This is a genomic window from Actinospica acidithermotolerans (genome assembly GCF_018139625.1).
In the GTDB taxonomy this organism is placed as follows: domain Bacteria; phylum Actinomycetota; class Actinomycetes; order Streptomycetales; family Catenulisporaceae; genus Actinospica; species Actinospica acidithermotolerans.
Genome location: NZ_JAGSOH010000177.1, coordinates 1 through 11,214 on the forward strand (window position 1 = coordinate 1; position 11,214 = coordinate 11,214).

Annotated in this window: 12 protein-coding genes; 10 read left to right on the forward strand and 2 right to left on the reverse strand. The window is 69.9% G+C overall.

From position 1 onward, the window contains the following. From KDK95_RS32260 to KDK95_RS32280, 5 genes are all read left to right on the forward strand, one after another. The coding region (locus KDK95_RS32260; protein ID WP_212522143.1) for a 2-oxo acid dehydrogenase subunit E2 at positions 1–758 on the forward strand (758 nt) is incomplete at its 5' end. Between the two features lie 183 nt (positions 759–941). Then, a complete protein-coding gene (locus KDK95_RS32265) occupies positions 942–1,664 on the forward strand; it encodes a hypothetical protein (RefSeq protein ID WP_212522144.1) in 723 nt (240 codons plus the stop codon). Positions 1,665–1,813: 149 nt separating this feature from the next. Beyond that, positions 1,814–3,091 carry an FAD-dependent oxidoreductase gene (locus KDK95_RS32270; RefSeq protein WP_212522145.1) on the forward strand — a complete coding sequence of 426 codons (1,278 nt, stop codon included), beginning with the start codon at positions 1,814–1,816 and terminating at the stop codon, positions 3,089–3,091. A gap of 65 nt (positions 3,092–3,156) precedes the next feature. Continuing rightward, complete coding sequence (locus tag KDK95_RS32275; RefSeq protein ID WP_212522146.1) at positions 3,157–3,441, forward strand: type II toxin-antitoxin system Phd/YefM family antitoxin; 285 nt, start codon at positions 3,157–3,159, stop codon at positions 3,439–3,441. Further along, positions 3,438–3,851, forward strand: a complete 414-nt coding sequence (locus KDK95_RS32280) for a type II toxin-antitoxin system VapC family toxin (RefSeq protein WP_212522147.1) — start codon at positions 3,438–3,440, stop codon at positions 3,849–3,851. Before KDK95_RS32275 ends, KDK95_RS32280 begins: the two co-directional genes overlap by 4 nt. On the opposite strand, the gene KDK95_RS32285 is transcribed toward KDK95_RS32280, so the two are convergent. Continuing rightward, positions 3,792–5,885: an MMPL family transporter gene (locus KDK95_RS32285; protein WP_212522148.1), complete on the reverse strand. Its 2,094-nt coding sequence runs from the start codon at positions 5,883–5,885 to the stop codon at positions 3,792–3,794. The two genes, KDK95_RS32280 and KDK95_RS32285, sit on opposite strands and share 60 nt — an antisense overlap. A gap of 230 nt (positions 5,886–6,115) precedes the next feature. Here KDK95_RS32285 and lipB point away from each other — a divergent pair, with 230 nt between their 5' ends. From lipB to KDK95_RS32305, 4 genes are all read left to right on the forward strand, one after another. Then, positions 6,116–6,751 (forward strand): lipoyl(octanoyl) transferase LipB, encoded by a 636-nt coding sequence (gene lipB, locus KDK95_RS32290; RefSeq protein ID WP_212522154.1) that lies wholly within the window; start codon positions 6,116–6,118, stop codon positions 6,749–6,751. 40 nt (positions 6,752–6,791) lie between these two features. Then, a complete protein-coding gene (gene lipA / locus KDK95_RS32295; RefSeq protein ID WP_212522149.1) occupies positions 6,792–7,745 on the forward strand; it encodes a lipoyl synthase in 954 nt (317 codons plus the stop codon). 246 nt (positions 7,746–7,991) lie between these two features. Next, a complete protein-coding gene (locus tag KDK95_RS32300) occupies positions 7,992–8,219 on the forward strand; it encodes a hypothetical protein (RefSeq protein ID WP_212522150.1) in 228 nt (75 codons plus the stop codon). 71 nt (positions 8,220–8,290) lie between these two features. After that, positions 8,291–9,040, forward strand: a complete 750-nt coding sequence (locus KDK95_RS32305) for a DUF4191 domain-containing protein (RefSeq protein WP_212522151.1) — start codon at positions 8,291–8,293, stop codon at positions 9,038–9,040. A gap of 232 nt (positions 9,041–9,272) precedes the next feature. Here the strand turns inward: KDK95_RS32305 and KDK95_RS32310 are convergent, their stop codons facing one another. Then, positions 9,273–9,779 carry an RDD family protein gene (locus tag KDK95_RS32310; RefSeq protein ID WP_212522152.1) on the reverse strand — a complete coding sequence of 169 codons (507 nt, stop codon included), beginning with the start codon at positions 9,777–9,779 and terminating at the stop codon, positions 9,273–9,275. A 190-nt stretch (positions 9,780–9,969) separates the two neighbouring features. Between KDK95_RS32310 and glnA the strand changes: the two genes are divergently transcribed. Further along, positions 9,970–11,214: type I glutamate--ammonia ligase (gene glnA, locus KDK95_RS32315; RefSeq protein WP_212522153.1), on the forward strand; the 1,245-nt coding region annotated here is incomplete at its 3' end.

Genomic DNA, 11,214 nt, shown 5'->3' on the forward strand with positions numbered 1-11,214 from the left:
CCGCCGCCCCGTCCGCCGCGCCCGCGATCTCGCCGCTGCGCGGCCGCACCGAGAAGCTCTCCCGGCTGCGCCAGGTCATCGCCAAGCGGATGGTCGAGTCGCTGCAGGTCTCCGCGCAGCTGACCACGGTCGTCGAGGTGGACCTCACCGCGGTGGCCCGGCTGCGCGACCGCGCGAAGAAGGACTTCGAGGCCCGCGAGGGCGTCAAGCTCTCCTTCCTGCCCTTCTTCGCCTCCGCGGCGATCGAGGCGCTCAAGCAGTACCCGCAGCTGAACGCCTCCATCGACACCGAGGCCGGGACCGTGACGTACCACGGCTCGGAGAACCTCGGCATCGCGGTGGACACCGAGCGCGGCCTGCTCGTCCCGGTGATCAAGAACGCCGGCGACCTGAACCTGGCCGGCCTCGCCCGCTCCATCGCGGACCTGGCCGGACGCACCCGGGACAACAAGGTCTCCCCGGACGAGCTGGGCGGCGGCACCTTCACGCTGACCAACACCGGTTCGCGCGGCGCCCTGTTCGACACCCCGATCATCAACCAGCCGCAGGTCGGCATCCTGGGCACCGGCACGGTCGTCAAGCGGCCCGCCGTGGTCAGCGACCCGCTGCTCGGCGAGGTCATCGCGGTGCGCTCGATGGTCTACCTGGCCCTGAGCTACGACCACCGCCTGGTGGACGGCGCGGACGCGGCCCGCTTCCTCGGCGCGGTCAAGGCCCGCCTCGAGGAGGGCAACTTCGAGGCCGAGCTCGGGCTATAGCACTCCGCAGGAAGACAGATTCAAGCGCAAAACCGGGCGTTCGTAACGAAAAACCGCCGGACCGTCACTGACGGCGGGCGCGTCGTGACCCAATCGTAATCGCGACGCGTCCGCCGTTTGGTGTCTTCTCAGCAGTCGCAAGTATGGTTGTCCGGCGTAGGTCAGCGGGATCCGAGGAGAAGCATGGCCACCCAGCAGAACAAGAAGGACGCCGTAAAGCGCCGCGCCGAGCTCGCGGCCAAGCAGGCGGCCATGGCGCGTGCCGAGAAGCGCCGCAAGACGGCGTGGGGCGTCGGCATCGGCGTACTGGTGGTCGCGCTCGTCGGCGCGCTGATCGTGCTGTCGATAAAGACCAACAACAAGGACTCGGCCCAGGTCGCCGCCTCCGAGTCGGCCAACTCCACGATCGGCGAGTCGAACCTGCTGGCCCCGACCTGGAGCGGCCTCAAGGGCCAGACCATAGACGGCGTGGGCACCAACACGATGGAGCAGACGGCGTACCACATCCACGCCCACCTGGCCATCTACATCAACGGCACGCAGAAGACGGTGCCCTACGGCATCGGCATCCAGCAGCCGTGGAGCACCGAGGCGGACGGCAGCTCCGAGTTCGTCGACTCCGGCGCCTCGTTCTACTACCTGCACACGCACGACGACACCGGCGTCGTGCACATAGAGTCGCCGACGAACACCCAGTACAACCTCGGCCAGTTCTTCGCCGAGTGGAACCAGCCGCTGTCGAGCACGCAGATCGGCCCGTACAAGGGCACCGTGACGGTCTTCGTCAACGGCGCCAAGTACACCGGCGACCCGGCCTCGATCAAGCTGACCGCGCACGAGATCATCCAGCTGGACCTCGGCAAGGTCGTCGCCTACCAGCCGTACACCTTCGCCTCCGGTCTGTAGCCACGGATCTGTGGCACCACAGTTTCGACGGGTCGGGCGCGTAGGCCTTTAGCACAGCTCGCTTCGGGTAGGTGGTCCCCAACGGTCGGTGACGGCCGGGGGACCATCTGTCTTTTCGATCTGAACTCGGCCGGTCTTCGGGAGCCTGCATGCGCGCGGATGTGGTAGTCGTCGGAGGCGGGCTCTCCGGACTCGCGGTCGCGGCGCAGCTGACCGAAGCAGGGCTCGAAGTCCTGCTCGCCGAGGCCGGCGACCGGCTCGGCGGCCGGGTGCGCGAGACGCGGATCGACGGATTCCGGATCGGCGGCGGCCATCTCGCGCACACCACCTGGCCCGCGCTCGGCTCGCTCGCGGAACCCGAGCCCACCCGGGAGACGCGGCTGCATCTGCGCTCCTTCTCCCCCGGCATCCGGGTCTACGCCGAGGGCGCGGCGCTGCGCTTCGGCGCCGCGCCCTCGCGGCCGCAGCAGGCGATGGCCACGCTGCTCGCGCCGATCGGCACGGTGACCGACAAGACCCGGCTCTCCAAGGAGTTCTACCGGCTCGCCCGCGGCCCCATCGACGCCTCGCTGGCCGGCCGCGAGGACGCGAGCGCGGACTCCTTCGCGGTGCGCGGCTACTCGCCGATCCTGGTCGACGGCTTCCTGCGCCGCTATCTCACGGCCCTGATCGCGGACGAGGACCTGGCCGCCTCCATCCGCGGCGCCGACTGGCTGCTGCGGATGCTGGTGCGCGGCCGGTTCGCGGTGCCCGAGGGCGGATTCGAGGCGCTGGTCCAACTGCTCGCGGACCGATTAGGGCAAGAGCGGATCCTGCTCGGCACCCGGGTGCACGAGGTGCACGCGGACCGCGTGAGCACCGATACCGGGCTGATCCGCACCTCGGCGGTCGTCGTCGCGACGGATCCGATGGCGGCCGTCTCACTCTTCCCCGGCCTGCACGAACCGCGAATGCGTCCCCTGACGACGCTGTGGCACGCCGTGGACGCGGACGACCTGCCGCCGGGCCCGGACCGGATACCCACCGTGCTGATCGACGGCGACGCCGCCGCGCCGGCCGTGCGCACCGCCGTGATCAGCCGCGTCGCGCCGAGCTACGCGCCGGAGGGCCGCGCGCTGATCGGCACCGTCGTCGCCGGGCACGACGGCAAGGAACTCGACGCGCTGGACCGGGCCGTGAGCGCCCGGCTGGAGAAGCTGCACGGCGTCTCGGGCGACTCGCTCTCCACGATCGAGGTGCTGCACTGCGAGCGCGCGCTGGCCGCGATGGACGCGCCCTACAACTTCACCAGGCCGGTCCGGCTCATCGGCGGCCTCTACGTCTGCGGCGACCACCGCGGCCTGCCGAACATCGAGGGCGCGCTCGCCTCCGCGTCCCGGGCCGCCGACGCGGTGCTCGCCGACCTCCGCCGGCGCTCCGGCCACTGACGGCCAGCCTGACTGCCCACTGACGACCCGCTGACGTGTAGAACATCGCGTACTACACTCAGGTCATGGGTACGCAGGTGATCCCGGTCCGGGAACTCAACCAGCACACGAGCGCGGTGCTCAAGCGCGTGCGCTCAGGTGAGGAGCTGCTCGTGTCGGTCAGCGGAAAGATCGTGGCCCGGCTGACCCCGATCTCCGAGGACGAGGCCGCGCTGCGCGAGCTCGCGACGCATGGCGACGTGATCCTGGCCACGGACAACCGGCCGTTCACCATTCCGCCGGTGCTCGGCGACCCCTCGATCGACTCGGCCGAGCTGATCCGCCAGATGCGCGACGAGGAATACTCTTGATCTACCTCGACACCTGCGCGGTCGCGAAGCTCGCGCGGCACGAGCGGGAGACCGAGGCGCTGTTCGACTGGCTCGACGCGCGCGAGCACGAGTCGCTGGTGTCCAGCGTGCTGCTCGAGATCGAGCTCGAGCGCGCGCTGCGGCGCGTGGAGCCGGCCGCGCTGCCCCGGATTCCGCGCATTCTCAGCGGGATCAGCCGCGTCGAACTGAACGCGGCGATCCGCGCGGCGGCCGGGGCGTATCAGGATCCGCTGCTGCGGAGCCTGGACGCGATCCACCTGGCCACCGCGCAGACCATTGCCGAGTCCACGGGTACCGAGATCAGCGCGTTCGTCACCTACGACAAGCGGCTAATTGCCGCCGCTCGCGCTGTGGGCGTCCACGTCGAGCATCCCGGCGCGCGTTACTGACTCCTTCGCGAGCTTCGAGGGCCACCAGATCGCCGGGCCGACGTCGTAGCAGAGTGCGGGGACGAGCACTGTGCGCACGAGCAGCGTGTCCAGCAGCACGCCGAAGGCGACCGCGAAGCCGATCTGCAGGAACTGGGTCAGCGGGAGCGTCGTGAGCACGGCGAACGTGGCGGCGAGCACGAAGCCGGCGCTGGTGATCACGCCGCCGGTCACGGCCAGGCCGCGCAGGATGCCCGGCCGCGTGCCGATCCGCCGCGTCTCCTCGCGCACCCGGGTCATCAGGAAGATGTTGTAGTCGATGCCCAGCGCGACCAGGAAGATGAAGACGAACAGCGGATAGGAGTTGTCCTCCGTCGGTCTCGCGAAGGCATGGTCGCTGAAGAACGCCGCGACCCCGAGAGCAGCGAGGAACGAGAGGATCACGCTGCCCAGCAACAGCAACGGCGCCAGGAACGCACGCAGCAGCAGGATCAGGATCACGAACGAGATCGCGAGCACGATCGGAATCACCCAATTGCGGTCGTGCGCCGCGGAGGCCTGCTCGTCGATCGTGATGGCCGTGTAGCCGCCGACGAGCGCGTCGGCGTTGGGCACCGCGGCGAGTTGTCCGCGCAGCCGGTTCACGGTCTCGCGGGCGGTCGCGCTGTCGGCGGGCTCGGCCATGCCGACCGAGTAGAAGACCTTGTCTCCGAGCGGCACCGCCGTGAAGCCGCCCGGCGCGCTCGCGGCGAGGCCGCTCTCGGCGTGCAGGATCGCGGTGACCTGGGGTTCGGTGGCGGCCGAGGCGAGGATCTGGACCGGCTGCGTGCCCTTGTCCGGGTAGTGCGTCTGCAGCTTCTGCTGCGCGGTGACGGCCGCCGGGGTCCCGACGAAGGACTGCGCGGTCGGGATCTGGCCGGAGTGCAGATCCAGCAGGCCGAAGGAGAGCACGACGAGCAGCGCGGCGCTCGCCACCCAGACGAGGCGCGGCGCGCGGCCGACGAGCTCGGAGACCCGGGTCCAGACGCCGATCCGGGCGTTCGCGTCGACACCGTAGCGCGGCACATTCGGCCAGAAGACGCCGCGCGGCATGATCACGAGCAGTGCCGGGAGCAGCGTCGTCATCGCGAGCAGCGAGCAGGCGACGCCGATGGCGCCGATCTTGCCGAGGCCGACGTTCGAGGCGAGCTGCGAGACGAGCAGGCCCAGCGTGGCCAGCATGACGGTCAGTGCGGAGGCCGCGACCGCCGGGCTGCTCCGGCTGAGCGCGATGCGCATCGCCTCGTGCTTGTCCTCGTAGTTGTGCAGCTCCTCCCGATAGCGCGCGACGAGCAGCAGCGCGTAGTCCGTCCCGACGCCGAAGACGAGCACGGTCAGGATTCCGCCGCTCTGCCCGGAGACGACCACGCCCGCGTGCTTCACGAGCTCGTACATGATCGCCTGCGCGAGCTGGAGCGCGAAGACGCTGCTGAAGACCGGAAGCAGCCACAGGAACGGCGAACGGTACGTGATCAGCAGGATCAGGATCACGACCAGGCCCGCGCCGAACAGCAGCTTCGTGTCGAGGCCGTTGAAGGCGCTGTTGGCCGCCTCGTCCAGCGCGAAGCCGCCGGCGATGTAGACCTGCGTCGAGCCCTGGTCGACCTTGCCGTCCGGCTGGGCGACGGCCTTGATCGCGTTCATCGCCGGGCCGAAGTCGAAGTTTCCGGTCTCCGGGATCTTCACCGGCACGGCGACGGCGAGCGCCTTGCCGTCGCTGGAGGGCGGGAGTTCGACGACCTTCGTCACGCCGGGCACGGTGCTCTGGAAGGCCGCGATGTCGTGCGCCACGCGCGCCTGCTCGGCGGCGCCGACCCCCGCCTCGTTGACGTAGAGGATCGTGGCGCTGTCGGTGTTCGGCGGGGCTCCCGGCGCATGCTGCAGGTAGTCGATGAGCTGCGTGGACGCGGCGCTGTGCGGAAGGTACGCGTCGGCGTTGTTCTGCTCGGCGTTGTACAGCTTGCTCGCGGTCCCGAACGCGAACACGCCGATCACCAGCCAGACCGCCAGTACCACCCACTTTCCCCGTCGTCCGCTCGGTATCCGAAAAAGTGACTGCAAGGTCCCCATAGCGGACAGCCTGTCAGGTAGGTGACACAGATCACAAGGCACTTCCGACCTTATGCCCGGTGACCGGGCGTGCGCCAGCGCACGCAGGGCTGCCTGGTCCGCGCGTGTCATATCGTGGAACGGTGGGAGAACCGAGAATCATCCACGCCGGCTTCGGAGCCGACGGAGTCGAGTACATGAGCGCCTGGGACACCCAGCGCGAGATTCACGCCGCGCGCGTCGCGGACGAGGTTCCGGACACGGTGCTGCTGCTCGAGCACAATCCCGAGGTGTTCACCGCGGGCCGGCGCACCGAGCCGCAGGACCGGCCGTGGGACGGCTCGCCGGTCGTCGAGGTGGACCGCGGCGGGAAGATCACCTGGCACGGGCCGGGACAGCTGGTCGGCTATCCGATCGTGCGGCTGCCCGAGGGCGTGTACGTGGTCGACTTCGTGCGCCGGGTCGAGCAGATGATCATCGAGGTCTGCGCCGAGCTGGGCCTGGCCACCGACCGGGTCAAGGGCCGCTCCGGCGTCTGGGTGCTCGCGAAGGACGAGGGCGAGCAGGACCGCAAGGTCGCCGCGCTCGGACTGCGCTTCGCCCAGGGCGTGACCATGCACGGCTTCGCGCTCAACTGCGAGAACGACCTCGGCTGGACCAGCCGGATCATCCCGTGCGGCATCTCCGACGCCGACGTCACCACGCTCAGCCGGGAGCTCGGCCGCCGGGTGACGGTGGAGGAGGTGGTCCCGATCGTGGAGCGCCACCTGCACCTGCTGACCGAGCCCAAGGGCGCCGCCACCGACCGTGTGCGCACCAAGGCCGCGGCGTAGGCTGTATTTCACATTTGATCTGCAAGGAGACGGTGTCCCAGTGACCACGGTGAACCCGGACGGCCGAAAGCTGCTGCGCCTGGAGGTCCGCAACAGCGAGACCCCGATCGAGAAGAAGCCCTCGTGGATCAAGACCCGGGCGAAGATGGGCCCGGAGTACACGGCGCTGCGGCAGCTGGTCCAGGACGAGGGCCTGCACACGGTCTGCCAGGAGGCGGGCTGCCCGAACATCTTCGAGTGCTGGGAAGACCGCGAGGCGACCTTCCTGATCGGCGGCGAGCAGTGCACCCGGCGCTGCGACTTCTGCCAGATCGACACCGGCAAGCCCGCCGACCTGGACCGGGACGAGCCGCGCCGGGTGGCCGAGTCGGTGGCCTCGATGGGCCTGCGCTACGCCACCATCACCGGCGTGGCCCGCGACGACCTGGAGGACGGCGGCGCCTGGCTGTACGCCGAGACCGTGCGGCAGATCCACGCGACGGTGCCCGGCACCGGTGTCGAGCTGCTGATCCCGGACTTCAACGCGGTGCCCGAGCAGCTGGCCGAGGTCTTCTCCTCGCGGCCCGAGGTGCTGGCGCACAACGTGGAGACTGTGCCGCGGATCTTCAAGCGGATCCGCCCGGCCTTCCGCTACGAGCGCTCGCTTGAGGTCATCCGGCGCGCCCGCGAGGACGGCCTGGTCACCAAGTCCAACCTGATCCTGGGCATGGGCGAGGAGCGCGCCGAGGTCTCGCAGGCGCTGCGCGACCTGCACGCCGCCGGCTGCGAACTGATCACCATCACGCAGTACCTGCGGCCCTCGCCGCGCCACCACCCGGTGGAGCGCTGGGTGAAGCCCGAGGAGTTCGTCGAGCTGAAGTCGGAGGCCGAGGAGATCGGCTTCTCCGGCGTCATGTCGGGACCACTGGTGCGCTCCTCGTACCGCGCCGGAAGGCTTTACCAGCAGGCGATCGAGGCCCGTAAGCCCGCCGCGTCGCCGATCCCCGTCGTCTGATATCAAGGGGCTGTCCAGCGGTTCGGGCGGCCCCGGCGATCTGCGACAATGGAGACAACGCGAGAGGTATCAGATCGAGCCACAGCGCGGTCGCGTCGATCATCAGCTTCGTTTCGCTTAACCCGGCGGTTACCGGATCCGACACGCCCGGTAACTCCCGGTGTCGATGATGGGCGGTGTCCGACTATACTCGGCCGCACCGCCACCGAGCGGAGGATCTGGGGGTCCGACCAGAAGATGACGACGATGACCACGACGCGAGTGAGTGTTGCGCCTTCGACGTCCGGACGGCGCGCAGCAGTGCGCACGGTGCTCTCCACGGTCGAGCGGCTGGTGTTCCGGGGCGACGCGATGGTCGTCGCCCGGGCCAACGCCTGGGCCGAGGTGCAGCGCGACCGGGAGCGCGCCAGGCAGCGCGCGGAGGCCTGGGCGGCGCTGGAGCCGGCGCCCGAGCAGCCGGACGGGCAGCGCTGAGCGCGCGCTAGCGGGACCTTTCCGCGGCCCAGGTTAGGAAGGGCGACACCCGGGACCGTATCCTTCTCACTATGGCCAACCCGTCCTCTGATGACCTTCTCAACGCCACGCCGCCCACCGGCCGCCTGGCGCAGTTCGGCTACGCGTACAAGCTGACGAAGCGGCTCGACCCGAAGGTCACGATCGCCATGCTCGGCTGGGGCCTCGGCGCCGCCGCCGTGGTGTTCGCGCTGCTCTACCTGCTGGTGGGCGGGTCGATCTTCGGGCTGGTCATCGCGATCGTGCTGGCGCTGATGTTCGGCGTGCTCGCCGCGACCACGACGCTCTCCCGCCGGGTGCAGCGCGCGCAGTACAAGCAGATCGACGGACAGCCCGGCGCGGCCTACTCGGTGCTGGACTCCGACCGCCGCTTCAAGCGCAACTGGGCGCTCACCCCGATGGTGCAGTTCAACCGGCAGCAGGACATGGTGCACCGGCTGATCGGCACCGGCGGCATCGTGCTGCTCGCCGAGGGCGACCCGGCCCGCGTCAAGCCGCTCATCGCCAACGAGCGCAAGGCCGTCGCCCGCTACCTCGGCCCGGACGTGGCCGTGGACGAGATCGTCGTCGGCCCGGACGAGGCGGCCGGCCAGCTCCCGCTGCCCAAGCTCGCCAGCACGCTCACCCGCCGCGGCCTGCGCAAGAAGAACCTCACCAGCATGCAGGCCTCGGAGTACAGCAAGCGCCTCGAGGCGATCGCCTCCAAGACCGGGCCGATGGCCAACCTGCCGAAGGGCCCGCTGCCCAAGGGCGCCCGGATCCCGCGCGGCGGCATGCGCTAGCCGCCGCCTGATCCAGCGCGCGGCCGGCTCTGCTCCAGCCGCCGCCCGGATCCCGCGCGGCGGCACGCGCCGGCCGCGGCCCACCGACTTCCCCGAGGACGGCCATAGGCCCCCGACTTCGCGTCGGGGGCCTTCGCCGTCCTCCTCGCTCTGCGCACTCGGCGGAGCGGACCGGTTCAGCGGAGCAGTTCCCGTTCTCCTCGTACTCCCGCATTCGGCGGAGCGGGCCGGTTCAGCGGAGCAGTTCCACCGTCCCGGCCAGCCGGTCGTGCAGGCCGCGGCCGTCCCGGTCCCAGATCACCGCCGGGATCACCAGCATCAGCAGCACGGTGCGCACGATCACGTGGAGCGGCGTGAGCGGGCCGCCGAGCTTGCCGACGTGCAGGCCGAACAGCCGCTTGCCGATGGTGAAGCCGAGCGTGGAGACCAGCAGCAGGTGCTCGGCCGCGAAGATCGCCAGCACGCCCCACTGCCCCTGCCCGGAGGACGGGTGCCAGCCGAACGCCGTGGCGATCAGGTACGCGATGCCCCAGTCCACCGCGAGCGCGCCGATCCGGCGGCCCTGCCCGGCCAGCGAGCCGGGGCCGCTCTCCGGCAGGCCCAGGCGCTCGCCGCGGTACCGTCCCGGCTCGCCGTCCGGCAGCTGCGGACCGTCCAGCCAGCCGCCCAGCGCCTGCCGGGTGGTGGACGGGCCCGCCGTCGCGCCGGCGGCGGGGCCGCGGCCCTTCTGCTCAGTCATACGACCACGTTATCGCCCGTTCGGCGCGCCCCGGCCACCGGGGCCGCTGATCAGCCGCGTAACATGGCCGAAACGGCTCGGACACCTCGGGGTAACCGCCTCACCGTAACTTTTCGGACACGAATGGGAGCTGGAGCACCCCTAAAGGCCCCGGATTCCTCCGAGGCGGGGCCCTGCCAGAGGAGGATGGATGTTCACCAATCCCGATGAGGTCACCAAGTACCTCAAGGACGAGGGCGTCAAGTTCGTCGACGTCCGGTTCTGCGACCTGCCGGGCGTGATGCAGCACTTCACCGTGCCGGCCGAGACGGTCGACGCCGCCTTCTTCACCGAGGGCGCCATGTTCGACGGCTCGTCGATCCGCGGCTTCCAGGCGATCCACGAGTCCGACATGCAGCTGATCCCGGACATCACGACCGCGCGCGTCGACCCGTTCCGCAAGGAGAAGACGCTCAACGTCAACTTCTTCATCCACGACCCGCTGACCGGCGAGCAGTACTCCCGGGACCCGCGCAACGTGGCCAAGAAGGCCGAGGCCTATCTCAAGGGCACCGGCGTCGCCGACACCGCGTACTTCGGCCCCGAGGCGGAGTTCTACGTCTTCGACGACGTGCGCTTCGAGACCAAGGTCAACGGCGGCTTCTACCACATCGACTCCGAGGCCGGCTGGTGGAACACCGGCCGCGAGGAGGCCGGCGGGAACCAGGCCTACAAGGTCCGCTACAAGGGCGGCTACTTCCCGGTGCCCCCGGTCGACCACTTCGCCGACCTGCGCGACGAGATGGTCCTCGCGCTGCGCGACGTCGGCCTCCAGGTCGAGCGCGCGCACCACGAGGTGGGCACCGCCGGCCAGGCCGAGATCAACTACAGGTTCAACACCCTGCTGGCCGCGGCCGACGACGTAATGCTGTTCAAGTACGTCGTGAAGAACATCGCCTGGGCGCACGGCAAGACCGCCACCTTCATGCCGAAGCCGCTCTTCGGCGACAACGGCTCGGGCATGCACACGCACCAGAGCCTGTGGAAGGACGGCTCGCCGCTGTTCTACGACGAGATCGGCTACGCCGGCCTGTCCGACACGGCGCGCTACTACATCGGCGGCCTGCTGCGCCACGCGCCGAGCCTGCTCGCCTTCACCAACCCGACGGTGAACTCGTACCACCGCCTGGTCCCCGGCTTCGAGGCCCCGGTGAACCTGGTCTACTCGCAGCGCAACCGCTCCGCCTGCATCCGGATCCCGATCACCGGCTCGAACCCGAAGGCCAAGCGCATCGAGTTCCGCGTCCCCGACCCGTCCTCCAACCCCTACCTCGCCTTCTCGGCGATGCTGATGGCGGGCCTGGACGGCATCAAGAACAAGATCGAGCCCGCCGCCCCGGTGGACAAGGACCTCTACGAGCTCCCCCCGGACGAGCACGCCGCCGTCCCCCAGGTC

Coding starts and splice junctions, on each gene's coding strand:
- KDK95_RS32265 (WP_212522144.1), top strand. CDS start 942: ATGGCCACCCAGCAGAACAAGAAGGACGCCGTAAAGCGCCGCGCCGAG.
- KDK95_RS32270 (WP_212522145.1), top strand. CDS start 1,814: ATGCGCGCGGATGTGGTAGTCGTCGGAGGCGGGCTCTCCGGACTCGCG.
- KDK95_RS32275 (WP_212522146.1), top strand. CDS start 3,157: ATGGGTACGCAGGTGATCCCGGTCCGGGAACTCAACCAGCACACGAGC.
- lipB (WP_212522154.1), top strand. CDS start 6,116: ATGAGCGCCTGGGACACCCAGCGCGAGATTCACGCCGCGCGCGTCGCG.
- KDK95_RS32300 (WP_212522150.1), top strand. CDS start 7,992: ATGACCACGACGCGAGTGAGTGTTGCGCCTTCGACGTCCGGACGGCGC.
- KDK95_RS32305 (WP_212522151.1), top strand. CDS start 8,291: ATGGCCAACCCGTCCTCTGATGACCTTCTCAACGCCACGCCGCCCACC.
- KDK95_RS32310 (WP_212522152.1), bottom strand. CDS start 9,779: ATGACTGAGCAGAAGGGCCGCGGCCCCGCCGCCGGCGCGACGGCGGGC.